The following is a 26,973-nucleotide window of genomic DNA, read 5'->3' as shown; positions in this document are numbered from 1 at the left end:
AGGGTCGCGTGTCAGATGATCGACGCTTCCCGCAAGGCGGTGATCTCGTTCTCGTCGAATCCGCCTTGGCGCAGGATCTCCTCGCTGTGCTCCCCGGCCGATGGCGCGGCGCGCTCGACGGCAAACACCCAGCCGGACATTTTCACCGGCGGCGCATATTGTGTGCAGCCATCGGCCTGTACCGCCATGCCGCGCGCCACGAATTGTGGATGCGCCAGCGCTTCGGCGACGTCGAGCACCGGCGTGACGCAGCAATCGACCTCGGCGAAGAAGTCGCACCATTCCGCCTGACTACGGCTGGCGAAGAGGTCCTTCAGCTCGTGACGCAAGGCCCTTGCGGCGTCGCCACGGGCACCGTGCAGTGCTTGCCAGTCGGGACGGCCGAGCGCCTCGCAAAAAACCTGCCAAAACTTCTGCTCGAGCGGCGCCACGGCCATGTAACGTCCGTCGGCGGTGGCATAGACGCCATAGCCCGCATCGCCGCCGCTCAGGATGTCGCGACCGCGTACCGGCACGGCGCCTGTGCTCTGCAGCGCAAACAGGGGAAAGAGATTGTGCGCCAGCGCGGATTCGCTCATCGCCACGTCGACCAGCCGTCCCTGTCCGCTGCGCTGCGCGTCGAACAGCGCGGCCAGGATTCCCGTCACGGCCGTCATCGCGCCGCCGAGCAAATCGCCGATCTGCAGATTGGGGATCGCCGGCTGCCCCCCATCGACACCAATCTGGTCGAGCACGCCAGCCAGACCGATGTAATTGAGGTCGTGGCCGGCGGCCATCGCCAGCGGCCCGGTCTGGCCATAGCCGGTGATCGCGCAATAGACAATCCGCGGATTGACTGCGCGCAGCGCCGCGTGACCAATTCCCAACTTGTCGCTCACTCCCGGCCGAAAGCTCTCCACCAGGACATCGGCCGTTCGCGCCAGACGCAGAAGAACCTCGCGCCCCCGCGCCTGCTTGAGGTCAAGGCGCAGGCCGCGCTTGTTCCGGTTGACACTGCGGTAGAAGACGCTGACGCCCTGCGGACCATCGCCCAGGATGCGCGCATAATCCCCAGCCGCATGATCTTCGATCTTGATCACGTCGGCTCCCATGTCGGCCAGGTGCAAGGTGGCCACCGGGCCGGGAAGCAGACGCGTCAGATCGAGAACCCGGACGCCAGCCAAAGGAGCGCCGCTCATGGGCTGCCCACGCAACGTTGCAGCCAGCGAGCATCCATATCGATCTCCTTCCCTTTTTCCAATGTCTGGTCGAGAAACCGACCGCGAAACAACCAGCCGGTCGTACCTTGTTGCGGCGACCACGGCGTCTCCCAATCGACCACCGCCAGCCGGACGCGCAGCACATCGACTTCACGGGGCTCGACGCCCTCATCGACGCAAGGCATGGCTGCCGCCAGGCGCGCATGGTCGGCCGGCGAAAGGGCGGTGGCCGACTTGGCGATGCGCGGGCAGGCGGCGGCGAGTCGGCGCTCGCGCATTACCCCGACGACCGAGCCACGCAGCCAGTAAATTGGCGTCCGCAGCAACAACCCGGCGCCGCCCTCGCGAAAAACGACGCAGTCGCCAGGCTGCGGACCCGCCACGGCCAAAGACGAGGAGGCGACCTCCACCTCCGCGAATAGCGAGGCCGACAGCAGCGACGCCACGATGAGCAGAAAGAATCGCTTCACTCGTACTGGCGGCGATCTTCGATCACCCGGCCGTCGTTGGGCAAGGCGGCGCGAGCGCAGAAAGTCACTTCGCCGCGCAATTTGGTAATTTCCCGCAAGCTCGCCCGTAAAGAGGTCGCCAGTTCTTCCGACGGAGAATCGGTTTCGCAGTGCAGAGTCATCCGATCCTGAGCAGACGGATTGTCGACCACCAGACGCACGCGTCCGAGTTCGCTGTATCGCGCGACGATGGCAGCCACCTGCTCGGGGTGAACGAACATTCCCTTGACCTTGGTCGTCTGGTCGGCACGTCCCAGCCAACCCCGAATCCGAACGTTGCTGCGCCCGCAGAGGCTGATCCCCGGCAGCACCGCGGACAGATCGCCGGTCGCAAAGCGGATCAGCGGATAGTCCGGACTGAAGCTGGTGACCACCACCTCGCCGACTTCGCCGTCGGGCAACGGGGTCCCGGTGCCCGGTCGAACGATCTCGAGCAGGACCTCTTCCTCGACGACCAGACCGTCCTCGCTCGGCGTTTCATAGGCGATGAGGCCAAGGTCGGCGCTGGCATACGCCTGGCGCACGACCACTCCACGATCCTTCAAGGTCTGCCGCAGGGCGACCGGCAAGGCTTCTCCTGAAACCAAGCCCTTGCGCAGCGAACTGACGTCGAGACCGAGTTCGTCGGCCTTATCGAGAATGATGCGCAAGAACGAGGGCGTACCGACGTAGGCCGCCGGTCGCAGATCGGCGATTGCCTGAACCTGCATTTCCGTCTGACCGATGCCGGCCGGAAAGACCGGACAGCCCAGCTTGCGTGCCGCGCCTTCGAGCATGAAGCCGGCCGGCGTGAAATGGTAGGAAAACGTGTTGTGCACCAGGTCGCCAGACCTGAAACCGGCCGCGTACAGCGCCCGGGCAAAGCGCCACCAATCGTCGCCACGCCCCTCGGGATCGTAGATCGGACCCGGCGAGGCAAAGACGCGCGACAAGAGCGGCAGCGGCGTCGCCGTCAGCCCGCCGAAAGGCAGCGCCGCTCGCTGCAATCCGATCAGGTCGCTCTTGCGGGTTAGGGGCAGCGCCGCCAGTGCGGCTCGCGAGTCGACCGCCGCGGCGTCGACGTCAAGCAGCAAACGGCCGAAATACGGTGAATTCTGCTTGGCGTGGGCAATCTGCAGCGGCAGCCGCGCCAGCAGCGAGGCTTCGCGCTCGGACGGTGAACGGGTTTCCAGCGAATCAAAGTAGCTCATGATTATCTTGACTGGCGCCTAGGGTGGCTTGGCACGGCCGTGCGAAGTGCATCGGCAGCGCGATGGAAGAGGAAATCGCCCTGGCGGACCGCGCCAGCCAGGAAGGAGCGCGCCGAGGAATCGAGCGCCGCCTCAAGACAGCCAACGTTTGCGCCGGCGATAGTGCTTGACGTCACGGAAGCTCTTGCGTCCGACGGAGGAAAGTCCGAGATAGAACTCCTTGACGTCCTCGTTGGCGGCCAGATCGCTGGCCGCACCCTCCATCACCACGCGGCCGTTCTCGAGGATGTAGCCAAAGTCGGCGTAACGTAGCGCCATATTGGTGTTCTGTTCGGCGAGCAGGAAGGTGACGCCCTCCTTCTGGTTGAGATCTTTGACGATGGCAAAGACTTCGTCAACGATCTGCGGCGCCAAACCCATCGACGGTTCGTCGAGCAGCACCATGCGCGGATTGGCCATCAGCGCACGACCAATGGCGCACATTTGTTGCTCGCCACCCGAAGTATAGGCCGCCTGGCTGCTGCGGCGCGTTTTCAGACGCGGGAAGTAGCTGTAAACCTTGTCGAGTGTCTCAGCCACCGCGGCCTTGCCGTCGGACCGCGTATAAGCGCCGGTCAGCAGGTTTTCCTCGATACTCAGGTGAGCGAAGCAGTGGCGCCCTTCCATCACCTGAATCACGCCGCGCTTGACGAGTTCGGCCGGCGTGAGCGCCTCGATACGTTCGTTGCGCAGGTCGATCGTGCCTTTGGTCACCGCGCCGCGCTCCCCGTGCAGCAGGTTGCTGACGGCACGCAGCGTCGTCGTCTTGCCGGCGCCGTTGCCACCCAGCAGGGCGACGATTCCGCCTTCGGGAACGCTGAACGAGACTCCCTTGAGGACGAGAATTACATGGTTGTAAATTACTTCGATGCTATTGACTCGGAGAAGGATGTTGGCAGCGCTGCTCATGGCGTCCCTTCACTATGCCGCCGGTGCTCGCGTGGCGGGAGCGCCGGCAATGGACTCGCCGTGGCGAGTCCGCCAGAACCTACTTCTTGCACTCTTCGGGCGTACGCGGCTTGAGCTTCTTCTCGTCCGCATACTTGCTTGAGGCCAGCATCACCATCGGGCGCAGCACTTTATCGTCGGCCTGGTACCAGTCGGAGCTGAACTCCCACTTGCTGCCGTTCCAGGTATGAACGCGCACCCACGACGAACCCATGTGGTCGAGGCAGGAGGTCTGCACCGGGCGCATCACGCCGGCGAAACCCATGCTATCCAGCGTCTTCTGGTCGAGATTGAGGTTCTCGAGACCCCAGCGGACCTGCTCGCCAGTCATCACCTTGCCCTTGCCGTAGCGTTCCTGGGCCTTGCGCACGCCTTCGACACCGAGCATCGCCGACAAAAGGCCACGCATATAGAGTACCTGACCCACCTCGTCCTTCGGTCCGGTGCCCTGCCCTTTGGCGTAGACCTGTTCGAGCACCTCCTTGACCACCTTCGAGTTTGGCTCGGCGCCATGTTGCAAGGTCAGAGCGCTATAGCCCTTGGCGCCTTCGGCGACATCCTTGACATCGGGTTCGGCGCCGGCCCACCAGATACCCAGCATCTTGTCGCGTGGATAACCGGTAGACTGAGCCTCGCGCAGCGCCGTCGAGTTCATCACCCCCCAGCCCCAGAGCAGAACGTAATCCGGCTTTTGCTGGCGAATCTGCAGCCAGGTCGCCTTTTGCTCGACACCCGGGTGAGCGACCGGCAGCAGTTGCACTTCGAAGCCATAGGTCTTGCCGAGTTCCTGCAACACCGGGATGGGCTCCTTGCCATACGGGCTGTCATGATAGACCAGTGCGATCTTCTTCCCCTTCAGCTTGGCGACGCCACCTTCCTTCTTGCCGATGTGCTGGATGGCGACCTCGGCGCCGACCCAATAGGTGCCGAGCAAAGGAAAGTTCCAGGTGAACACGGCACCGTTCTGCGATTCGCTCCGCCCATAACCGGCCGTGATCAACGGAATCTTGTCCACCGGTGCCTTCTCGGTCAGCGCGAAAGTGACTCCCGTCGACAGCGGCTGGAAAACCGTCGCGCCACCGTTCTTGCCTTTCAGCCGCTCGTAGCATTCGACTCCGCGGTCGGTGGCGTAGGCCGTTTCGCATTCCTCGAAACTGATCTTGACACCGTTTATCCCGCCCTTGGCGTTCACCAGTTTCAGGTAGTCGACGTAGCCGTTGGCCCACTGGGTGCCATTCGGTGCGTAAGCGCCGGTGCGGTACACCAGGACCGGGAAGAACTGTTCCTTGGCCTGCGCCAGCACCGTCGGCGCTGCCACCAGCGACGACAGGACAACGGCCGTGGCCGAAGCCGTCAGTGCAAACTTGCGTAGTTTCATCAGTGTCTCCTCTTGTTGGTATGGAAGTGAAACATCGGCGGAGCAACTCGCGAACCGCCACGAAACGCCCAAGCCGGTAAAACGATCAATGCGGAAATGGCCAGAGCCGCAGCTTCTCCTTGGCCGTGGACCACAGGCGGGCAATGCCATGCGGTTCCTTGATCAGGAAGAAGATGATCAGCGCGCCGAAGACGATCAACTCGGCGTGCGAGACGCCGGCCGTCGAAATGGTGACCCCGAACAGTCCGCCGAAGGCCGGCAGAAACTGATTGAGGGCGATCGGCAGGATGACGATGAACGCGGCGCCGAAGAAGCTGCCCATGATCGAACCCAGACCGCCGATGATGACCATGAACAGCAACTGAAACGAACGATCGACCGAAAAGGCCGCCGGCTCCCACGACGAGAGGTGGATGAAACCCCACAGGGTACCGGCGGTACCGACGAAGAACGAGCTGACGGCAAAGGCCGAGAGCTTGGCGAACAGCGGCCGGATGCCGATGACCTCGGCGGCGACATCCATGTCGCGGATCGCCATCCACTGGCGACCGATCGCGCTGCGCGTCATGTTCTTCGCCAGGAGCGCGAAAACGACCAGCCAGCCGAGGCAGAACAGGTACTTGTCCACCGGCGTGGCAATCTGCCAGCCGAGAACCTGCAGATTGGAAACCGATACCGACCCGGACGAGGCGTTGTCCGTGAACCACGGGACGCGAAGGAAAACCCAGTCCGTGAAGAACTGTGCCGCCAGAGTGGCCACGGCCAGGTAAAGCCCGCGTACCCGCAGGCTCGGTATGCCGAAAAAGATCCCGACCGCCGCTGCGGTCAGGCCACCGAGCAGAAAGGAGAGCAGCAGCGGCAGACCTTCGATGCGAATATGGAAGTTGTAAGCGGCGTAGGCGCCAACCGCCATGAAAGCGCCGGCACCGAGCGTAATCTGCCCGCAGAAGCCGACCAGGATATTGACTCCGAGAGCGGCCAGCGAAAGGATCAGGAAGGGAATCAGGATGGCGCGCAGCAGATACTCGTCGACCAGGAGCGGAATACCGACGAAGGCGAACAGCAGCAGACCGACTATCGCCCAGCGATCCTGCGCGATCGGGAAAATCTGCTGGTCGGCGGCGTAGGACGTCTTGAATTGACCGTTTTCTCTATATAGCACTTGCCTGCTCCCGGATCAGACGCGGTCGATGATCTTTTCGCCGAACAGGCCTTGCGGTCTGAACAGGAGAAAGACCAGGGCCAGTTGATAGGCAAACCAGATCTCGATGCCACCACCGATCATCGGACCGAGATAGACTTCCGAAAGCTTCTCGCCGACGCCGATGATCAGTCCGCCGATGATCGCACCGGGAATCGACGTCAAACCGCCGAGGATGACCACCGGCAGTCCGCGCAGCGCGACCGTCGCCAGCGAGAACTGGACGCCGAGCTTGGAGCCCCAGATGACTCCCGCGACCAGCGCGACGACGCCGGCAACGCACCAGACGATCACCCAGATGCGATTGAGCGGAATGCCTATCGACTGCGCCGCCTGGTGGTCGTCGGCCACCGCCCGCAGGGCGCGGCCGGTGGCAGTCTTCTGGAAGAAAAGCGCCAGCAGTCCGACGAGCACGGCAGCGATCAGCGCCGCGACAAAATCCTCCTTGTTGATCAGCAGCCCGCCTTCGAAGCTGCCCTCGAGGATCATTACCGGCTCCTTGGGCATCCCGACGTCGATCTTGTAGATGTCGCTGCCGAAGAGGCTCGTGCCGACCCCCTCGAGGACGTAGGCGATGCCGAGGGTGGCCATCAGCAGCGTGGCGCCTTCCTGATTCACCAGGTGGCGCAGAACCAGGCGCTCGATCAGCCAGGCGACGACGAACATCAGCGCCCCGGCTGCCAGGAAGGCAAGAGTGTTCGCCAGCGCCGGGTTGCCAATACCCAGCCAGTCGGGAATCCAGACGGCAAAGCGGGCCATCGCCAGGGCGGCAAAGAGCACCATCGCACCCTGCGCAAAGTTGAACACCCCCGAAGCCTTGAAGATCAGGACGAAACCCAGCGCGACCAGAGAATACAGCATGCCGGCCATCAGGCCGCCGATCAAAGTTTCCAGAAAGAAACCCATCTGACTCGCTCCTCAGTGGCTGGCGCCGAGATAGGCAGTGATGACTTCGGGATTGGCGCGCACCTCGTCCGGCGCACCGTCACCGATCTTCTTGCCGTAGTCGAGAACCACGACGCGGTCGGAAATATCCATCACCACGGCCATGTCGTGTTCGATCAGCACGATCGTCGTCCCGAACTGGTCGTTGACGTCGAGGATGAAACGGCACATGTCCTGCTTCTCCTCGACATTCATCCCGGCCATCGGTTCGTCGAGCAACAGAATGCTCGGCTCCATGGCCAGCGCACGCCCCAGGTCGACGCGCTTCTGCAAACCATAGGGCAGGCGGCCGACCGGCGTCTTGCGAATATGCTGAATTTCGAGAAAGTCGATCACTTCCTCGACCTTGGCGCGATGCGCCAGTTCCTCGCGCCGCGCCGGGCCCCACCAGAAGGCCTGTTGGATCAGGTTGCTGCGGATTTTCAGGTTGCGCCCGGTCATCAGGTTGTCGATCACGTTCATTCCCTTGAACAGCGCGATGTTTTGGAAGGTGCGCGAGATTCCCGCCTTGGCGGCCTCGTAAGGATTCATCCGGGAAAAGCGCCGGCCACGCAGGATGATGTCTCCCTGCTGCGGCCGATAGACGCCGTTGATCACGTTGAGCATCGAGCTCTTGCCGGCGCCGTTCGGACCGATGATGGCGCGTATCTCGTGTTCGCGAACATCGAAGGAAATATCTGTTAGGGCCTTGACGCCGCCGAAGGACAGGGAAACGTTTTTCAAATCGAGAATGACCTCGCCGATCTGACGACTCATCAGGCGTCCCTCCCGGCCAGGCCGAAAGTCTTCACATCGCGAATCAGCAGATCGGCCGCCACCTTGCCCTGCCGCCCGTCCTCGAACTTGACCGCGGTCTCGATGAACTGCCGGCTCCTGCCGGCGTACAGCGCATCGATCAACACCGCGTACTTCTCGGCGACGAAGTTCCGCCGCACCTTGCGTGTTCGCGTCAGTTCGTCGTCGTCGGGGTCGAGTTCCTTGTGCAGAATAAGGAAGCGATGAATTTGCGAGTCGGCGAGCGTGCCCTCGCCGACCAGTTCGGCGTTGACCTGCTCGATAGATTCCTGGATCAGGCCGTAAACTTCCTCCTTGCCAGCCAGATCGGTATAGCCCGAGTAGGCGATTCCCCGCCGCTCGGCCCAGTTGCCGACCGCACCGACATCGATGTTGATGAAGGCGCAGACCATCTGTCGGCGATCGCCGAAGACCACCGCTTCCTTGATGTACTGGAAGAATTTGAGCTTGTTTTCAAGATAGTTGGGGGCATACATCGCACCGTTTGCGAGCTTGCCCACGTCCTTGGCGCGATCGATGATCTTCAGGTGACCGTCGTCGTCGAACAAGCCCGCGTCGCCGGTCATGAAATAACCGTCGGCGTTGATCGCTTCCGCCGTCGCGTCCGGGCGCTTGTAATATTCCTTGAGCAGCATCGGGCCACGCACCAGGATTTCGCCGTTATCAGCAATCTTCACCTCGACACCTGGTGCCGGCTTGCCGACACTGTCGAACTTGATCTCGCCATCGGGTTGCAGGCACACGTAGGCGCAGGTCTCGGTCTGACCGTAAAGCTGTTTCAGGTTGATGCCGATCGAGCGATAGAAACGGAACAGGTCCGGGCCGATCGCCGCCCCCGCCGTATAGGCCACCCGGATGCGGCTCATGCCGAGCACGTTCTTCAGCGGACCATAGACGAAGACGCTGCCGAGCGCATAGAGCAGGCGATCGGCCAGCGACACCGGCTGACCGTCGAGGATTTCGGCACCGCTGCGTCGGGCGACCGCCATGAAGCTGTGGAACATCTTCTGCTTGAGCAGACTCGCGTCCTCCATGCGGATCATCACCTGCGTCAGCAGGTTCTCGAAAACCCGCGGTGGTGCGAAGTAGTAGGTCGGACCGATTTCGCGCAGGTCGGTCATCACCGTTTCGGCCGACTCCGGACAGTTGATCGTGAAACCGGTGACCATCGCCTGGGCAAAGGAAAACAGGTGGTCGCCCACCCAGGCCATCGGCAGATACGAGAGGATGTCCTCGTCGGCCGTCAGGCGGTCGAACTCCGCCCCGCCACGCGCCGCGCTGATGAAGGCATGATGCGTCAGCCGGACACCCTTTGGTTTGCCGGTCGTACCCGAGGTGTACAGCATCACGCTGACGTCGTCTGGGCCGCCCCTGGCAACTTCGCTGACCAGCAGGTCGGGGTGGTTGCGGTCGTGGATCCGGCCCATCGCCAGCAACTCGCGTATGTCGTGGATGAAAGGGAGCGTGTAGTGGCGCATGCCGCGCGGGTCGTCGTAGAGCACGTGCTCGAGACACGGCAACTGCTCCTGGATCTCGAGGATCTTGTCGACCTGCTCCTGATCCTCGACGAAGACGAAGCGGACTTCGGCGTCGAGCAGCACGAACAGCATTTCGCTGGCCACGGCGTCCTGGTAGAGAGGCAGCGGCACACCGCCCAGGCATTGCACCGCGGTCATCATCATGTACATGCGTGGACGATTGTCGCCGACGATGGCCAGGTTCTCGCCACGCTGGAAACCCATCTCGGCCAGACCGCAGGCCAGCGCGCGCACCTCCTCGGCGACCGCCTGCCAGGTCCAGGACTGCCAGATACCCAGGTCCTTCTCGCGCATCGCGGTCCGGCTGCCACGGACCTGTGCGTGGTGAATCAGCAAGCGAGGAAAAGTATCCAACGCTTGCGTGGAAGCACTCTCCGGCATCTTGTCTCCTCCGGTGCATCGACCGCCAGCTACTTGGCGGCAAACCTTTATCGTCTAATTTTAGTTGGCAATTCTAGTCGCTTTTTCCCGCCAGTCATTGTGCAGCGCCGCATTGCCCGACGTAACGGCGACGCAGCAATCGAAGAGCGACCGAATTTGCGCAGTCTAATCGCGCCGGCTGACTATAATTGTCGCTCGCGAGACAATCTGGGTACTTTCTCTAACGCCCGAACCAAGGATGCAGTCACTCGAAGAAATGCTCAACGCCTCTTGCTGGGCGCGCCAGTTGTCGGCTGACGAACTCGACGAGGTCAGGAAGGACACCGCGGTGCGCATCGTCCCCGCGGGGGACTACGTGTGCATGAAGGGAGAAGCGGTCGATCATTGGCTGGGTATCGTCGACGGGCTGGTCAAGATGGCCAGCAACTGGAGTACCGGCAAGGCGACCAGTTTCGTCGGCCTGTCGAGCGGCAGCTGGTTCGGCGAGGGTTCCCTGTTGAAGAACGAGCCGCGTCGCTACGACGTCATCGCGCTGCGCGAATCGCGCATTGCCTGCATGAAACGCAGCCGATTTCAACATCTTCTCGACCACAGCCTGCCCTTCAACCGCTTCCTTTTGATGCAGCTCAACGAGCGCCTTAGTCAGTTCATCGGCAATGATCGAGCACGAACGACTGCTCGATACCGATTCCCGGCTGGCGCGCTGTCTGGCGTCGATGTTCAACCCGCTTCTCTACCCAGGCAGCAGCCTGGAGTTACCCATCTCGCAGGAGGAAATCGGCCTGCTCGCCGGCATCTCCCGCCAACGGGTGAACCAGGCGCTGCGCAAACTCGAACAAGCCGGCCTGTTGCGAGTCGATTACGGGACGCTGACCATTCTGGATCTGGACCGGCTGCGCCGCTTCGGTGACTGACACCGGTTTGGCGAAGCGCTCAGTTCCCGGGAGGGCAGACCTCCGCCGCCAGTGTCGGACCGTCCGCCGGAATCGGTAGTCCGGGACACTGGCAAACGTAGGGGATATCCGCCGGGACCGACTCCCGCCACTCCCGGCGGCTCATGTTGCGCGAAACACGGGCGCACAGTTCAGCCGGCCAAACACCCCGCGCCGGCCACAGACGCAGCGTTTCGCCGCCACTCGCAGAGACGATGTGGCTGCCGTTGCGATCGATGCCGACACTGAGCACCGCGGCCTGATGACCGCTCAATGGGCCCCCGATCGCCTGGCCCGTCTTGGCATCCCACAAACGCAGCGTTCGATCACCGCTCCCGGAGACAATGAAACTGCCGTCGGCGCTGAAGGCCACGCTGCGCACCGATCCCTCATGCCCCCTCATCGCGCCACCGATCGGCCGTCCGGTGGTCGCATCCCACAGGCGCAAGGTACCATCCGTACTGCCTGAAACGATGCGTGTCCCGCTTTCGTCGAAGGCGACACTGGTCACCAAGTCCTCATGGCCGATAATTGGCGCACCGATCGGCTGCCCGCTGGCGGCGTCCCACAGACGCAGCGCACCGTCACGACCGCCAGAAACGAGGCGCCGGCCGTCGCCGTCGAAGGCGACGCTGGTCACCCAGCTAGCGTGACCGACGAGCGGCTCACCGAGCGCCTGCCCCGTGCTCGCCTCCCACAGGCGCAGGCTTCCATCCTCGCTTCCCGAGACGACCCGCCTGCCCTGGCGATCGAATGCCGCACAGCGCACGGCATCGCGATGCCCACTCAGCGGAGCGCCTATCGGCCGGCCGCTTCGGGCATCCCACAAGCGCAGCGTGCGGTCGGCACTAGCCGAAACGATACGCTCTCCCTGCCAGTCGAACGCCACGGCGGCGATCGAATCCTCATGCCCCTCCATCGGTCCGCCGAGCGCCTCGCCGGTCCTCGCATCCCACAGGCCGAGCGTGCCACCGGCGCTGCCGGAGACGATGCGCGTCGCGTTGCGGTCAACGGCGAGGCTATACACCGAGTCCTTCTGCTCGACGATCGCCAGAGCGTAGTCAGCCGGTGCCGCTCTGGCGCTCCAGAGGCGCAGGCTGCCGTCGTCACTGGCCGAAACGACACGCTTGCCGTCGCTGCTGAAGGCGACCCCGCGCACTTGGCCCAGATGCCCCCTGAGCGGCGCGCCTATCGCCTGCCCGGTCCTGGCGTCCCACAAGCGCAGCGTGCGATCCGAACTCCCGGAGACGATGCGCGCATCCTGGCTGTCGAAGGCGACGCTGCGCACGCCGCGTTCGTGCCCAGTCATCGGCTCGCCGACTGGTCGACCGGTGTCCGCATCCCAGAGCCGCAGTGTCCCATCCTCGCTCGCCGAAACGACGCGTGAGCCGTCACCGCTGAAGGCGACGCCGAGCACCGAATCCTGATGTCCGCTCATCGGTGCCCCGATCGGCCTCAGCGTCGTAGCGTCCCACAAGCGTATCGTGCCGTCGACACCGCCGGAAACGATACGCTGGCCGCGCTGATCGAAAGCCGCGCTGGTGACCCAGATGTCGGCATGCCCGGTCATCGGCCGGCCGATCGGCTGACCGGTTTCGGCATCCCACAGGCGCAGCGTGCCATCGACGCTGGCCGAGACAATGCGCCGACCATCGTGATTGAAGGCGACGCTCGAAACCCAGTCTTCATGACCCAGCATCGGCTCGCCGAGCGGTCCGCCGGTCTGTGCATCCCAAAGACGTACGGTCCTGTCCTGGCTGCCGGAAACGATCCGCGTACCGGCACGGTTGAAAGCGACGCTATCCACCCGGCCTTGGTGCCCCCTGAACGGCTGACCGATGGGCTGGCCGCTGTTGGTGTCCCACAAGCGCACGCTACCGTCGCCGCCGCCCGACACGATGCGGCTGCCGTCGGGGCTGAAAGCGACGGCGTTGACCTGGGAATCGGCCTCGATGATGCGCTCCAGGTCGCCAAAAGCGAGCAACTGCCCGAGCATCGTTCCCTCGGTCTCGATGTCGACGACGATGCGATGCGCGGCGAGCAGTTTCAACACCCCGAACACCGCGCCACCGGCCCGCGTTCCCGCCAGCATGGCCTGCGCTTCAGCACCGAGCCGCAGGCCGGTCGCCCGCCGCGATTCCTGATTGGCGCGGTTACGCTCGCTCGCCGCCTTGTCGGCCGACCACAGGGCCCAGCCGGCCGACGCGACGGCAGCGATGAGCAGCAGCACCAGGACACGGCTCATGCGTGCCAGCCGAGCGCGGCTTCGTTCGGCCAATCGGCGCGCCTCGATTTCGGCATTGGCACGCGCCCGCTGCTCTTCGGCGAGCTTCTCGGCGGCGATCCGTTGCTCGCGCTCGATCGCCTCGCGGCGCGCCGCTTCCTGTCGCTCGACCTCCTCCCGGGCGTGCAGGCGCTGCAGTTCCTCCCGCCGCAAGCGCGCGTCGCGCGCCGCGCGGACGACGCCGACCAGCCGGTCGTGGATCAGTTCGATCCGATTCGTTCCGAGTTGCTGGTCTACGCGCAGCAGACGGTGTTTGTCGGCCAGCAAGGACAGTTGCGCGCGCGTCAGGAAGCCGTCCTGCAGCGCCTGATCGACCGGATAGCTGCCACGATAACGGTCACCCTGAATGAGGTGCGTCTCGATGAAACGCGCAACACCTTCCGGCATGCCGGCCAGAGCCTCGTCGTAAAAGTCCTCGAGAATGTCCTGGCCGGCCTGATTGAGCAGTTCGAGATCGATCCTGGCGCCGCTGGCGCGGCGCTGATTGAGTTGATAGCAGCAGAGACTGAGCAGCACCGGCTCGACCACCGGCAGCGCGCCGGCCGTCGAAAGGTCGAGGTTGCCGACGAAGTCGACCACTCGTTCGGCGACCCCCGGCGCAATCACGGCCGCGCCGGCACGGTCCACGACCTCGACCGCCTGTGTGCGCGACATCGGCAGCAGGCGCAAACGGTTACGCAGCAGCGAGGGCACCTGGCCCTTCCAGCCCTGAACGTCGGCCAGAAAATCCTCGCGGAAAGCGAGCACGATACGATAGCGCTGCGACTGCAGATCGAGTCCGGAGAGGGTCCGCCGACCCTGCTCGCCAACTGTCAGTTCGGCCGGAATGCGGTTCTCGATCAGGTCGGCCAAGGCGTCTAGGGTCGACCTGAGGCGTTCCGCATCGCCCTGCCCACGCGAGAAGATCTCCTCGAACTGGTCGAAGACCAGTACCGGCGTCAAGGGGTAATTGTCCCGACTCCAAATTTCGAGCTGGCGACGGTGCAGGTAGCACCAAAGCCCTTCGCCGACGTTGCGCGCCGGAAAATCCGCCCCCGCCGCCGCAAGCGCCTGATCCAGCTTCAGCGCCACCTGCTGGATGGCCGGCAGATGAGCCGCCGCGTCGAAGTCGAGCCGCAGGTGAACCGGAAGAAAGTGCTCGATGCGCAGCAGCGGATAGAGCCCTGCCTGCAACAAGGAAGTCTTGCCGAGCCCCGACTTGCCATAGACGACGGTCAACGGCGCCTGCCGAACCATGCGCAGCAACTCGGCGCTCTCGTCACGTCGGCCGAAGAAGAAGTCGCTCGACGACTCGTCGTAGGCCGCCAGTCCCGGCCACGGAGCCTGCGAATCGAGAGCGATTCCGGCCGGAGCCGCGGCGCTCGGCGCGACGTCGGTGGCGACGGCTTGAGTGGACGGGTTGATCTCTGGAATGGTCATCGCTCAGCCTCGCGACTGCCGTTCGGCACGAATCAATCGTTTCAGCAGGCTGCTTGTCCGCTCGTCCGGGCAGCCGGCCGGCGCATGGCCGAAATCGAGCCCATCCTGCCAGTCGCGCGGCACCCGCTCGTAAAGCTGCGGCTGGTAGTCGGCATCGACGATCAGCGGCACGACGAAGGTTCGACCCTGGATTCCCTTGGCCCGGTCGACCGCCTCGCCCCACTCGCGGCGAAAGAACTTCTCGTCGAGTGCATCGGCCGGACGCGAAATGAGAGGTACGAAATAGCGACAGCTCCGTATACCGTCAAGGATTCGGTCGCGGAAATCCTGCCCGGGTTCGAGCGCCGTCCGATCGAACCAGACTTCCTCGCGCGCCACGCCCTCGGCGACGAGCGCCGCGAACAGCCTTTCGGCGGCCGGCAGGTCGGTCGATCGACAGTAGCTGATGAAGAACATGCAGCCCGGCGGAACCGCTTCCGCCACGGAAGGAAGAGTCGCCGCCAGCGGCGCCGCCGCACCATGACGCGTCAGCCAGCGCTGATGAAGCTGGCGCACGAACTCGTGGGGCGGAATATCCGACAGGATTTCGGTTTCCTGACTGTAGGTCCTGAGGAAGCGAATCAATCCGCCTTCCGGAGGCAAGGGTTCGATTAGCCACTCGCGCCGGCGCAGCGTGTCGGACAAACGACGCTGATTGGTCAGTCGCAGGAAAAAGCGGGCCAACCATTCGGGAAAACAGCAACCGATCAACAGCAAGCTGCGCTGCTGCAGCTCGCCGAGAAACTTGACCGGTACATGGCCACCGCGCGCGATGATGTTGTGCGCATACTCGAGCACATCCTCAGCGTGGATGGCAAACATCGGTGCCGGCCGGGACTTGCCGAACAAGTAGAGAAGCTGCACCTCCGCGGTTCGCGATTGCCAATCGTTGGGCAGGTCCGAGCCCTCACTCGTCGGCAGGTAAGGTGAATGCACCACTTCGTTGACCGCGCAGCGCCGGCGCAGACAACGGCCGAGCAGGTCGTCGGGGGTCAAGGTGACGAACAGGCGAAAATGGGTGATGGCCGCGATCTGGCGGATCGGCTCCGGAGCGCTGCACTCGCCGTCGGCCGTCAGCTCGCCGATGATGTCGTGAACATCGGCGTAGAGATCCTGCAGGTCGCAGTCGTTTTTGATGCGGCTGACGGCCTCGTCGAGTTCCCGGAACCGGGGAAGCGGCTCGGCATCCGGGTCGCGACCATGAAACTCGAGCAAGCGACGCGCCACTTGGGATTGCAGTCCGTCGTCGCCGCCCTCCGGGCCCGTGAACAACTGCCGGCCCAGCACCGGTACGACCAGACCGTCCTCGATCGATCTCAGCAGCCTGTCCCACGACCTGTCGTTCATCGAATCGTCGTTCCTGTGCCCGGCACGCGTGGCCGAAAAACGTCCCTGTAACACGCCTCGTCAGGCGCCGGTTGGTCGGCGAGCCTTGCCGCGACGAGTGGCGACACCCGGTACGCATCATGCCACGTCGAATCCGCCAGCGCATCCGGATGGCTGCCGGCGGCCACCGTTCTCCCTGCCATTTCTCGCTTCCTCAGATCGGCGACTGGTCCGCCGTTGCCAGCCAAACGGCGGCGAACTCGTTTGGCGGCACGGCCTGACCGAACAGATACCCTTGCGCCAGGTCGCAGCCCTGGCCAAGCAGAATGCGCTGCTGTTCGACGGTCTCGACGCCCTCCGCCACGACCTCGAGCCCCAAACCATGGCCAAGTGCGACGATGGTACCCGCGATCGTGCGATCGTCCGCGTCGTTGACCAGATCGCGCACGAAGCTGCGGTCGATTTTCAGCGCCTTGAGCGGCAGTCGCTTGAGATAGCTCAAGCTGGAATAGCCGGTGCCGAAATCGTCTACGGTCAGTCCGATACCAAGTCGTTCCAGGGCGAGCAAGGTGTCTGCGGTCTGCGTACCGGCCTCCAGAAGGCTGGATTCGGTCAGCTCGAGTTCCAGTGCCTGCGGCGACAACTGACACGCATCGAGCAGCGTGCCGATCGAATCGGCGAGCCCCGGCTGGCGGAAATGGCGGGCCGACAGGTTCACCGCGACGCTCCGCGGCGCGATTCCAGCACCCCGCCAGTCGCCCATTTGCCGGCACACCTCGGCCAGCATCCAGCCACCCAGTTCGACGATCAGATCACTGGCTTCCGCCACCGGAATAAACTGCCCCGGAAAAATCAGTCCACGCTCAGGGTGTTGCCAGCGCACCAGGGCCTCGGCGCCAACCGTCTGCCCATCATCGAGGCGCACCTTGGGTTGATAGTAGGCGCGCAACTGCCCGCTCGCCAGGGCTCGTCGCAGTTCGCTTTCCAACACCAGCCGGTCGAGCGTGGCGGCATTCATCTGCCGATCGTAAAAAACGCGTGTGTTGCGGCCATCCTGCTTGGCCTGGTAGAGCGCCGTGTCGGCATTTTTCTGCAATTCCGCAAAACTGCTACCGTCGTTCGGGTAGAGGGCGATGCCGATCGAAACGGTCGTTCGCAGCGTATGTCCAACCACGGTAAACGGCTGGCGAAACGCCGCCAGCAGTTTGTCGGCCACCCGCAGCGCACCCTCCTGGCCGGTGTCCGGCAGCAGAAGGACGAACTCGTCGCCACCCAGCCGGCACACCGTATCCTCGATTCGCGTCAAGCGCTGCAGACGCCCCGCCGCTTGTACCAGCAAGGCGTCTCCCTCGGCATGGCCGAGCGAATCATTGACTTCCTTGAACTGATCCAGATCGAGGAACAACAGCGCCAGGCCGTTACGATGGCGCGCCGCCAACGCCAGCGCGAAGTCCGCCCGCTGGGCAAGCAGCGCCCGGTTGGGCAAGTCGGTCAGGGGATCGTAGTAGGCCAGGTGCTCGATGCGCTGTTCGGCAAGCTTCATCGCGGTGATGTCGGAAAAAGCTACGGCGAGCGATCCGGGTGCCGTCTGAAAGGCGACCATCTCGAAGCTGCCGGTGATCCGTTCATCGCGGTAGTCCACCGACCGCCATCGGCGCGTGCCGCCCGCCTGCGCCAGTTGACGGTAAATGGACGGGATGTCGGTCGCCACCAGGCCTGGAAAAACTTGTTCCAGGGGACTGCCGAGGCAGTCCGCATGGACCAGTTTGAGGATCGCATCGGCCGCCGGATTGCTGCCGGCGAACAACAACTCGCCACGCTCGGTCAAGCGATAGAAGTGGAAACCGAAGGGCGCATACTCGACGATCTGGCGGAAGCGTTCCTCGCTCGTCCGCAATGCGCTGGTCCGCTCGCTTACCAGCAGCTCCGCGCGCTGGCGCTGCGAGATCAAGGCGAACAAATAGAGCGCCGCAAGCAGCGTCAGCAAGCCACCACCGACAGGAATCCAGCGATAAGCCTGGTCATGGTGGCGAGCGACGAAAGTCGGGCTGGGGCCGACTTCGACACGCCAGACGCGGTCGGCAACCGGAAAATCGCGCTGCAATCGCAGGTTGGCGTCGCTCACCGCCGGGTACTCCGCCGGCGAAGGGTAGTCGTACAGCCAGCCTTGCGCGCTCTCCGCCGTCAGATCGAAGACGCGGAATGCCAGAGGTTGCGACGGAAGCGCTTGCAGTGCCTCATCCACCATTTCGCCGACACGCATCACCCCAAGAACGAAGCCGCGCAGTTGCCGGCGGCGCTCGGCCACGTCGCCCGGCACCGACGGCCCACGGTAAACCGGCGCGAAGACCAGAATCGAGAAACGCGCCTTGGCCGCCGAGTCCTGCACCAGCACGTAACGACCGCTGACCGCCATCCGACCATGGTCGCGCGCCGCGGCCAGCGTGGCGCCTCGCGCCGGGTGCTCTGGGGGGGGAGCAAAGCCCAGGGCAGCGGCATTGCCGGCGTAAGGTTCGAGATAGTAGACGGGAAAATACTCGGGGCGTTCGCTGGCGGGCATCAAACGCCCCTGGGCGTCACGCTCGGTAAAGCGAAATCCGGGCAGGCCGTCGTGCTGCGCCGCCGCCTCCCAGGCTGCCCGTTGGTACTGCGGTACGCGTGGCAGCCACTCGAGCGCCTGCCAACGGCGGTGCTCGAGGATCGGCGTTACGAAGTCGCGAAACTGACGGCGGCTGACCACCGAAGCACCGTCGAAAAACCGGCGCACGGTATCAAGATCTTCCAGGTTGTGCCGAATCGCCCCGAAAACCCGCTCGGCCTGTTCCGAAGCTGCGGCCTCGAAGTCGCGCATCAAGGCGCGCTGGCTGCGCTCGCGCCACTCGGCGAACAGGCCGAAGGTCAAGCTCAGGCCAATCAGCGCCACCAGAGCGGCGGTTCCCCAGGCCGCGGCATTGCCCTCGGCCAGCGCGACGCGCCCGCTGCGGGTACGCAGCCACGCGCCGCCGAGCAACAGGATCAGCGCCGCCAGGCTGAGCGCCGCCATCAGTGTTTGGCTGGTGCGCCGCGCCGTGGCGGAGATCTCCTGCCGTATCGGCGTCCGCAACAGCGCAACGGACTGGCCGCCAAGGTCGACAAGCGCTTCGTACACGAACACGGCTCCCTGCGGTCCAGGCCGAAGCACTGGCTTTCCCGCCGGCAGGGAGCTCAGATAGTCGCTTTCAATGGCCGACAGGCGTGGATCCGCCGGCCCGAGCAAGACGAAGCTCACCTGCGTCTGGGCAACCAAAGAGCGTAATAGCGAATCGTCGAGCAGACGGCCAAAGACCAGCATGCCACGCGCCGGGCCGTTTCCGCGCGTCGTCAGGATCGGCCGGGCGGCGAGCAGCAGCAGGCCGTGTTCGGTGACCAACAGTCCGGCGTCGGATTGTCCCTGTTCCAGTCGCTGCTGGAACAGCGGCCAGACTGCCGGCGGCCGGCCGGCAAAAGCCGCCGGAACCACCGAGCCACCCAGATGCGACGCATGCCCGCCGCCGTACAGGACTTCCCCGTCGCGCGAAAAAATGAAACAGAGATTGAGGCGCGATGTTCTCTCGAGCACGCGCCAGTCGCCAAGATTGGACGCGATGAAAGCCGGATCACGGGTTTCCGTAAAAGCGTAGGCATCGTCCCACTCTGCCCAGTCGCCCAGCTCGTTGCTCAGTTGACGCAGCTCACCCTGGATCGCCACCTGCACGCGCCGGCCGTCTTCCAACGCTTGCGCCTGTTCGAGACCGACAAAAGCCGGCCGGACGATCCATTGATCGAGTATCCAGATCGCCAGCAGCACCGCCAGAAACGCGGCCGCCACCGTGAGCACGGCACGAATCCTGCCGCTCATGCGGGAAGAGCCAGCCGACACCCCGTTCACGGTCATCCTGATAAAGCGCCGAAGCACGCCATCCCCGATCTCCTGCCAGCAGTCGCCAGACGTTGGTCCGGAAAGCGCCAATCGCCGGAGCGGTAACCGCGGCTATCGAGTATAGGTGGCGCGGTCGAGCGCGGTCAACGCGATGGGATAGCGGATGATCTCCGGCACGGGGGCGACGATGGTCAGATGACAGTCGCGGCCGGAGTGGTGAGCGAACCCACCGACCGAGATGGAGCGGGCGAAGGGAATCGAACCCTCGGCTCTAGCTTGGGAAGCTAGGGTATTACCATTATACGACGCCCGCGAAAACCGTCTGAGGGCGGCCATTCTACGACGATTGCCGTCGCTTCCACAATGCCCGGGGACGCCGGCAGGTAATCGGAGCTGACAGCAGTCGGCCAGCTTGTCTATAATGCGCCGATGGCGATGGATATTCCCACCACTTTGTTGTACGCGATTCTCAGCACCGTCGCCGAGATGGCGCTGACGCCGTCTCCCGACGTGCCGGCGGCGTACGAGCCGAACGCCATCGCCCGGGCACTGCCGCCCGAGGCCAAGCGGGGGGTCATGCAACCGCCGACCGGCGATGGCTTCCTGATCATCAATGGCCATGCGTGGCCACTGGCCCCGGCAGCGCAGATCCGCAGCCGGCAGAATCTCATCGTGATGCCGATGCAGATCCAGACGCCGGCCGACGTGGTCTATCTCACCGATGCCTCCGGGGCCGTTTTTCGCGTCTGGATGCTGACGCCGAGCGAAGCCGCGGCACCCCGCCCACGCTAGGTCGACCAAACGATGGCAAGAAAAGTGTTCATCCGCACCTTCGGCTGCCAGATGAACGAATACGATTCAGACAAGATGGCCGATGTGCTCGCCGCCTCCGAGGATATCGTCAAGACCGATACGCCGGAAGACGCCGACATCATCCTCTTCAATACCTGCTCGGTGCGCGAGAAAGCGCAGGAGCGCGTTTTTCACGACCTCGGCCGCGTACGTCGGCTGAAGCTGGCCAATCCGGATCTGGTGATCGGCGTCGGGGGTTGCGTGGCGAGCCAGGAGGGCGCGGCGATCGTTGCCCGCGCGCCCTACGTCGACGTCGTTTTCGGACCACAAACGCTTCACCGGTTGCCGCAACTGATCGCTGACCGCCGCCGGCTGGGCAAGTCGCAGGTCGACATTTCCTTTCCCGAGATCGAGAAATTCGACCATCTGCCGCCGGCCCGCGTCGCGGGAACGGCGGCCTTCGTCTCGATCATGGAAGGCTGCAGCAAGTTCTGCTCGTTCTGCATCGTTCCCTATACGCGCGGCGAGGAAGTGTCGCGACCTTTCGACGACGTGCTGACCGAAGTCGCCGGCCTGGCCGCGCAGGGCGTTCGCGAAGTCACCCTGCTCGGACAGAATGTCAACGCCTACCGCGGCGCCATGAACAGCGGCGGGCATGCGCCAGCCGGTGACGAGGCGGCCGACCTGGCACTGCTCATCGAGTACATCGCCGAGATCCCCGGCATCGAGCGCATCCGCTACACCACCTCGCATCCACGCGAGGTGTCGCAGCGTCTGATCGACGTTTATGCCAGCGTTCCGAAACTGGTCTCGCACCTGCATCTGCCGGTGCAATCCGGCTCCGACCGAGTGCTGGCGGCGATGAAGCGCGGCTATACGGCGCTCGAATACAAGAGCCTGGTGCGCCGCTTGCGTGCTGCTCGCCCCGATCTGTCGCTGTCGTCTGACTTCATCGTCGGTTTTCCTGGCGAAACGGCCGACGATTTCGAGAAGACAATGAAACTGATCGACGATGTCGGCTTCGACGCCTCGTTCTCTTTTCTCTACAGTGCGCGGCCAGGCACGCCCGCTGCCGAACTGTCCGACGACACGCCGCAGGCACTCAAGCTGGAGCGTCTGCAGCGGCTGCAGGCGCGCATCGACGAACTGGCCCAGGCAGTTTCCGCCGCCATGGTCGGCACGGTGCAACGCGTGCTGGTCGAAGGACTCTCGAAAAAGGACGGCCAGCAACTCGCCGGCCGCACCGACAACAATCGGGTGGTCAATTTCGCCGCCGGCACCGAGGACTGTAGTTCCTGGCTAGATCGCTTCGTCGATGTGCGTATCACGTCGGCGATGCCGCATTCGCTGCGCGGCGAGCTCGCCGGCGACCGACCGTCATGAGTGAAACCTCAGCCAGCGCCAAAACCCGGACCACGGAACTGCTGCTGTCGCCGGTCAACAACAAGCAGCTCGCCAACCTGTGCGGTCCGCTCGACGAGAATCTGCGACAGATCGAAACCGCGCTCGACGTCACCATCGCCCGGCGCGGCGAGCGCTTCACCCTGCGTGGCGAGGCCTTACAGACGGGACGCGCTTCCGAGGCGCTGCAGCAGTTTTACGCCCAAGCCAAGGACACGCTGTCGGTCGATGAGATCCAACTCGGCCTGATCGAACTGCTCAACCGCCCGGTGCGCAACATTTCCTCCGGCGGCGGTGTCTCGCCGGCCCTGATGACGCGCAAGAGCGAGCTGCACGGCCGGACGCCGCGTCAGATCGAATACCTCAGAAACATACAGGAACACGACATCACCTTCGGTACCGGCCCAGCCGGTACCGGCAAGACCTACCTGGCAGTCGCTTCGGCGGTCGACGCGTTCGAGCGCGAACTGGTACAACGTATCGTGCTCACCCGACCGGCGGTCGAGGCCGGCGAGCGTCTGGGTTTCCTGCCCGGCGACTTGGCACAGAAGGTCGACCCCTATCTGCGACCACTCTACGACGCGCTCTACGACCTGATGGGATTCGAGCGTGTCGGCAAGCTGTTCGAGCGCGGTTCGATCGAGATCGCGCCGCTCGCCTACATGCGCGGCCGCACCTTGAACCACGCTTTCATCATTCTCGACGAAGCGCAGAACACGACGCCCGAACAGATGAAGATGTTCCTGACGCGCATCGGTATCGGCGCCCGGGCGGTGGTCACCGGCGACGTCACGCAGATCGACCTGCAACGCGGCCAGAAGAGCGGCCTGATCGAGGCTCGCCAGATTCTCCGCGAGGTCCGGGGCATCGCTTTCACCGAGTTCCTCAAGGAGGACGTCGTCCGTCACCCGCTGGTGGCGCGCATCGTTTCGGCCTATGAAGCACACACTGCGGCGCTCGAAGCACGGGAAGCGGCGGCGGCCCAGCGTGTCGGCAACTAAGCGGCTCCAACTCAGCGTGCAGTACGCCTGCCCGCGCAACAAGCTGCCGAAGAAGTCACAACTGCGCGCCTGGCTACGCGCCGCCATCGACGTCGATGGTCGATGCCGTGCCGCAGTCACCCTGCGCTTCGTCGACGCGGACGAAGGTCGGCGCCTGAATCACGACTATCGTCGCCAGGACTACGCGACCAATGTCTTGTCTTTCCCATATACCCGGCAGCCAATAGTCAGCGGCGACCTGGTGTTGTGCGCTCCGGTCGTGGCGCGCGAAGCCGCCGAGCAGGGCAAGTCACTCGAGGCGCACTACGCGCATCTGGTCGTGCACGGACTGTTGCACCTGCTGGGCGACGACCACGAGGCGAGTGTCGAGCAAGCGTCCGCAATGGAAGACCGCGAGCGCAGGATTCTGGCGGCGCTGGGTTATCCTGACCCTTACGCGGCAGAGTCGTGAGACGTCAGCGGCGCCGAACGGCGGTTTCGACGCATAGATCACGCGCGGTGAGAATTCGCCGCCGCCTGGACCCGCTGACTCCTCATTCATCTTAAGGTAGCTATGGATAGCAGTACGCCAAGCGGCAAACCCGGATTTTTCGAACGTCTTTCCTCGCTCCTGGTGCGCGAACCGGAGGACCGCGAACAACTGATGCAACTGCTGCAAGCGGCGCACCAGCGCAAACTGCTCGACGCCGACGCCCTGAGCATCACCGAGGGCGCGCTCGCCGCCTCCGAACTGACCGTTCGTGACGTCATGGTGCCGCGCCCGCAAATGGAAGTCGTCGACGTCACCGACTCGTTCGAGGAAGTCGTCGAACGGGTGAACACGACGGCCCACTCACGTTTTCCGGTCATCGACGGTAACCGCGACCACGTCGTCGGCATCTTGCTCGCCAAGGATCTGCTGCGCGTGCGACGTGAATCTCCCTTCCAGTTGCGCGAGTGGGTACGTCCGGCGGTGTTCATTCCGAAGTTCAAGCGCCTCGACGTCCTGCTGCGCGAATTCCGCGTCTCGCGCAACCACATGGCGATCGTCATCGACGAATATGCGGGAATCGCCGGTCTGATCACGATCGAGGACGTACTCGAACAGATCGTCGGAGAAATCGCCGACGAATACGATTTCGATGAAGCCGACGACAACATTCAACTCGACCAGAACGGCTTCTATCGCGTCAAGGCGCAGACCACCGTGGCGGATTTCAACGCCGCGCTCGGGACCCGTTTCAGCGACGAAAAATGCCACACGGTCGCCGGCCTGATCCTGCATCACCTGGGCCGCGTACCGCTGTTCAACGAGACGATCGTCATCGACGGCACGCGCTTTCAGGTCTTGCGCGCCGATAGCCGGCGCATCTACACGCTGGTCGTCTCGACACCCGTCGGGGTGGACGATTCTGAGTAGCCGCCTGCCCTGGCGCTGCCTCGGCGCGCTGCTGCTCGGCGCCGCCGGAGTCCTGGCCTTTGCCCCCGGCGGATGGTTCGCGGCCAACTGGCTGAGTCTCGGCGGCCTCTTCGGCCTGCTCCGCGCCGAGGCCGACGGCCTCCGCAGTGCGCGCCGCGCCGCGTGGATCGCCGGCGCCTGGGGAGGCGGTCTGTTCCTGACCGGCGTTTCCTGGATCTACGTCAGCCTAAGCGTCTTCGGCGGCATGCCGACCTGGCTCGCGGTTCTGGCGACCTTCCTGTTCTGCACCGTGCTGGCGCTCTTCCCGGCGCTCGCCGGTGCCTTGTTCGTTCGCCTCGCGACGGCTGGCTGGTTGCGCCGCGCGCTACTCTTCGCCGGCTTATGGACGCTGGCCGACTGGGCGCGCACCTGGGCCTTCACGGGTTTCCCCTGGCTCGTCGCCGGCTATTCGCAGACACCACCCAGTCCGCTCGCCGGCTATGCTCCGCTGTTCGGGCTGCATGGTGTTTCGCTGCTCTCGGCGCTGCTCGGCGCCCTGCTCTTCGAAGTCGTCCGCCGCTGGCTAGCGAGCGAGGCCTGCGGCACGCGCAGCTGGCTGCGCTGGTGCCCGGCGCTACCGCTGCTGGCCAGCGCCGTGTTGTTGGGCACTGGCGGCTTGCTGCGCGAACAGCGCTGGACGCAAGCGACCGGCGAAACCCTGTCCGTCGCCCTGTTGCAGGGCAACGTCGCGCAGGAAATGAAGTGGCGGCCCGAACGTTTCGTCGACTCGCTGCGCACCTACTATCGCCTGGCGCTCGACAATCCGGCACAACTCACGGTGTTGCCCGAAACCGCCCTGCCGGCCTTTCTCGACCAGGTACCCGGCGACTACCTCGACGCCCTGCGGCAACTCGCCCTTCGCCGACAGGGCGACCTGCTGTTCGGCATCGCCGTCGCCGAGGATGGGCAGGCCTTCAACAGCGCGCTGAGCCTCGGTGCCAGCGGCCGGCAGCGCTACGACAAGCGCCACCTGGTGCCTTTCGGCGAGTTCGTCCCGGCCGGCTTCGCCTGGTTCATGGCACTGGCGAACATCCCGATGTCGGACTTCAGCGCTGGCTCTCCGACGCAGGCCCCGCTGCGCCTGGCCGGCCAGCAGGTCGCGGTCAACATTTGCTACGAAGACGCCTTCGGTCCGGAGATCATTGGCGCACTACCGACCGCCACGCTGCTGGTCAACCTCTCCAACGTCGCCTGGTTCGGCGACTCGCTGGCGCCGGCGCAGCACCTGCAGATCGCGCAGATGCGCGCCCTCGAAAGCGGTCGCATGATGTTGCGCGCGACCAACACCGGCATGACCGCGATCGTGGACGTCGACGGCCAGGTGCGTTCACGGCTGCCCGCCTTCAGCCGCGGCGCTCTGGTCGGCGAAGTGCAGGGCTATTCCGGAGCGACGCCCTACGTTCGCTGGGGCAACTGGCCGATCATCACGCTCGCCCTGCTCGCCGTCGTTCTGGCGAGCCGCCGGGCGGCGTGGCAAAGGGTCTGACGCGCGCGCCGTGAATGATGTGAGCAGTAGAACCGCTTTGCGCGACAATCGTCCCTTTTCCTGAAGAGTTCAAACGATGCCGGTGCCGCTCGTCCGCCTGCCTTCGCTCGATCTCGTCCGTGGCTTTGTCGCCGTCGGGCGGCGTATGAGCATCACGCTCGCGGCGGCCGACCTGTGTCTCACGCAATCGGCCGTCAGCCGGCAGGTGCAGGGTCTCGAGGAAGTGCTCGGCGTCCGGCTGCTGGTCCGCGGCCACCGCTCGGTCGCCTTCACGCCCGAAGGCGAGCGTTTGTTCCTGCGTGCCGACAGCGCCATGCAGCAACTGCAGGACATCGTCGGCGACATCGTTTTCGCGGCCCAGCGGCGCCCGGTGACGCTGACCGCCAGTATCGGCGTCATCGGCCTTTGGTTGCTGCCGCGACTGGCCGCTTTCCAGCGGGCGCAGCCCGACATCGAAGTCCACGTGGCGGCCGACAACCGTCTGCTCGACCTGCGCCACGAAGGCATCGATCTGGCGATCCGCTACTGTCCCTCGGCCGCGGCGCCGGCCGGCGCCAGCCGCCTGTTCGGCGAAACCATCGCGCCGGTCGCCTCGCCGGCAATCGGCCGCAAACGTCTGGAAACGGCCGCCGACCTCGCGGCGCACTACCTGCTCGAGTTGGACGACGCGCGCCGGCGCCACCTGCAATGGAACCACTGGCTGGCGGCACTCGGTTGGGAAGGCGTGCCGCCGCGCGGCGTCAATCGCTTCAACCAGTACGACCAGCTCATTCAGGCGGCGATCGCCGGCCAGGGAATCGCGCTCGGTCGGCTCGAGCTGATCGGCCCCTTGCT

General features: G+C 64.4%; 19 protein-coding genes, 1 tRNA gene and 1 pseudogene. 8 read left to right on the top strand and 13 right to left on the bottom strand.

Features of this window, described 5'->3' with window-relative positions; genetic code table 11:
• Positions 1 to 11: 11 nt before the first annotated feature.
• The 9 genes from Q1M07_RS18625 to Q1M07_RS18585 all read right to left on the bottom strand — a co-directional run bounded on the left by Q1M07_RS18625 (position 12) and on the right by Q1M07_RS18585 (position 10,123).
• Positions 12 to 1,178: a CaiB/BaiF CoA-transferase family protein gene (locus Q1M07_RS18625; RefSeq protein ID WP_300456757.1), complete on the bottom strand. Its 1,167-nt coding sequence runs from the start codon at positions 1,176 to 1,178 to the stop codon at positions 12 to 14.
• A complete protein-coding gene (locus Q1M07_RS18620) occupies positions 1,175 to 1,669 on the bottom strand; it encodes a hypothetical protein (protein WP_300456755.1) in 495 nt (164 codons plus the stop codon). The genes Q1M07_RS18625 and Q1M07_RS18620 overlap by 4 nt, the downstream gene beginning before the upstream one ends.
• On the bottom strand, positions 1,666 to 2,898 hold the full coding sequence (locus Q1M07_RS18615; RefSeq protein ID WP_300456752.1) for a phenylacetate--CoA ligase family protein: 1,233 nt from the start codon (positions 2,896 to 2,898) through the stop codon (positions 1,666 to 1,668). Before Q1M07_RS18615 ends, Q1M07_RS18620 begins: the two co-directional genes overlap by 4 nt.
• A gap of 132 nt (positions 2,899 to 3,030) precedes the next feature.
• Entirely contained in the window at positions 3,031 to 3,846 is an 816-nt protein-coding gene (locus Q1M07_RS18610; protein ID WP_300456749.1) for an ABC transporter ATP-binding protein, read from the bottom strand.
• A gap of 79 nt (positions 3,847 to 3,925) precedes the next feature.
• A complete protein-coding gene (locus Q1M07_RS18605) occupies positions 3,926 to 5,263 on the bottom strand; it encodes an ABC transporter substrate-binding protein (protein ID WP_300456746.1) in 1,338 nt (445 codons plus the stop codon).
• An 85-nt stretch (positions 5,264 to 5,348) separates the two neighbouring features.
• Positions 5,349 to 6,425: a branched-chain amino acid ABC transporter permease gene (locus Q1M07_RS18600; protein ID WP_300456743.1), complete on the bottom strand. Its 1,077-nt coding sequence runs from the start codon at positions 6,423 to 6,425 to the stop codon at positions 5,349 to 5,351.
• Positions 6,426 to 6,440: 15 nt separating this feature from the next.
• Positions 6,441 to 7,370 (bottom strand): branched-chain amino acid ABC transporter permease, encoded by a 930-nt coding sequence (locus Q1M07_RS18595; RefSeq protein WP_300456740.1) that lies wholly within the window; start codon positions 7,368 to 7,370, stop codon positions 6,441 to 6,443.
• A gap of 12 nt (positions 7,371 to 7,382) precedes the next feature.
• Complete coding sequence (locus tag Q1M07_RS18590) at positions 7,383 to 8,165, bottom strand: ABC transporter ATP-binding protein (protein WP_300456737.1); 783 nt, start codon at positions 8,163 to 8,165, stop codon at positions 7,383 to 7,385.
• Positions 8,165 to 10,123 (bottom strand): long-chain fatty acid--CoA ligase, encoded by a 1,959-nt coding sequence (locus Q1M07_RS18585; protein WP_300456734.1) that lies wholly within the window; start codon positions 10,121 to 10,123, stop codon positions 8,165 to 8,167. Before Q1M07_RS18585 ends, Q1M07_RS18590 begins: the two co-directional genes overlap by 1 nt.
• Before the next feature lie 238 nt (positions 10,124 to 10,361).
• On the opposite strand from Q1M07_RS18585, the pseudogene Q1M07_RS18580 reads away from it, so the two are divergent.
• A pseudogene (locus Q1M07_RS18580) lies at positions 10,362 to 11,037 on the top strand (Crp/Fnr family transcriptional regulator).
• Positions 11,038 to 11,056: 19 nt separating this feature from the next.
• On the opposite strand, the gene Q1M07_RS18575 reads toward Q1M07_RS18580, so the two are convergent.
• The 4 genes from Q1M07_RS18575 to Q1M07_RS18560 form a co-directional block, all read right to left on the bottom strand.
• Positions 11,057 to 14,758, bottom strand: coding sequence for a hypothetical protein (locus Q1M07_RS18575; protein WP_300456732.1), 3,702 nt, complete (start codon positions 14,756 to 14,758; stop codon positions 11,057 to 11,059).
• A gap of 3 nt (positions 14,759 to 14,761) precedes the next feature.
• Complete coding sequence (locus Q1M07_RS18570; protein WP_300456729.1) at positions 14,762 to 16,144, bottom strand: toll/interleukin-1 receptor domain-containing protein; 1,383 nt, start codon at positions 16,142 to 16,144, stop codon at positions 14,762 to 14,764.
• 193 nt (positions 16,145 to 16,337) lie between these two features.
• Entirely contained in the window at positions 16,338 to 20,000 is a 3,663-nt protein-coding gene (locus Q1M07_RS18565; protein ID WP_300456726.1) for an EAL domain-containing protein, read from the bottom strand.
• 260 nt (positions 20,001 to 20,260) lie between these two features.
• Positions 20,261 to 20,334: transfer RNA gene (locus Q1M07_RS18560), tRNA-Gly, on the bottom strand.
• A gap of 122 nt (positions 20,335 to 20,456) precedes the next feature.
• Here Q1M07_RS18560 and Q1M07_RS18555 point away from each other — a divergent pair.
• The 7 genes from Q1M07_RS18555 to Q1M07_RS18525 form a co-directional block, all read left to right on the top strand.
• Positions 20,457 to 20,813, top strand: coding sequence for a hypothetical protein (locus tag Q1M07_RS18555; RefSeq protein ID WP_300456723.1), 357 nt, complete (start codon positions 20,457 to 20,459; stop codon positions 20,811 to 20,813).
• Between the two features lie 12 nt (positions 20,814 to 20,825).
• Entirely contained in the window at positions 20,826 to 22,196 is a 1,371-nt protein-coding gene (gene miaB, locus Q1M07_RS18550; protein ID WP_300456720.1) for a tRNA (N6-isopentenyl adenosine(37)-C2)-methylthiotransferase MiaB, read from the top strand.
• Complete coding sequence (locus tag Q1M07_RS18545) at positions 22,193 to 23,215, top strand: PhoH family protein (protein WP_300456717.1); 1,023 nt, start codon at positions 22,193 to 22,195, stop codon at positions 23,213 to 23,215. Before miaB ends, Q1M07_RS18545 begins: the two co-directional genes overlap by 4 nt.
• On the top strand, positions 23,202 to 23,666 hold the full coding sequence (gene ybeY / locus Q1M07_RS18540) for an rRNA maturation RNase YbeY (protein ID WP_300456714.1): 465 nt from the start codon (positions 23,202 to 23,204) through the stop codon (positions 23,664 to 23,666). Before Q1M07_RS18545 ends, ybeY begins: the two co-directional genes overlap by 14 nt.
• 102 nt (positions 23,667 to 23,768) lie before the next feature.
• Positions 23,769 to 24,614: a transporter associated domain-containing protein gene (locus tag Q1M07_RS18535; RefSeq protein WP_300456711.1), complete on the top strand. Its 846-nt coding sequence runs from the start codon at positions 23,769 to 23,771 to the stop codon at positions 24,612 to 24,614.
• Entirely contained in the window at positions 24,604 to 26,139 is a 1,536-nt protein-coding gene (gene lnt / locus Q1M07_RS18530; RefSeq protein ID WP_366984264.1) for an apolipoprotein N-acyltransferase, read from the top strand. Before Q1M07_RS18535 ends, lnt begins: the two co-directional genes overlap by 11 nt.
• Before the next feature lie 76 nt (positions 26,140 to 26,215).
• Positions 26,216 to 26,973, top strand: a 758-nt coding sequence (locus tag Q1M07_RS18525) for a LysR substrate-binding domain-containing protein (protein WP_300456708.1), incomplete at its 3' end; no start/stop codon positions are given.

The sequence above is a fragment of the Accumulibacter sp. genome (assembly GCF_029255285.1).
GTDB lineage: Bacteria > Pseudomonadota > Gammaproteobacteria > Burkholderiales > Rhodocyclaceae > Accumulibacter.
Note: the sequence above shows the minus strand (reverse complement) of the source record. Positions and strands in the feature narration are given on the sequence as shown.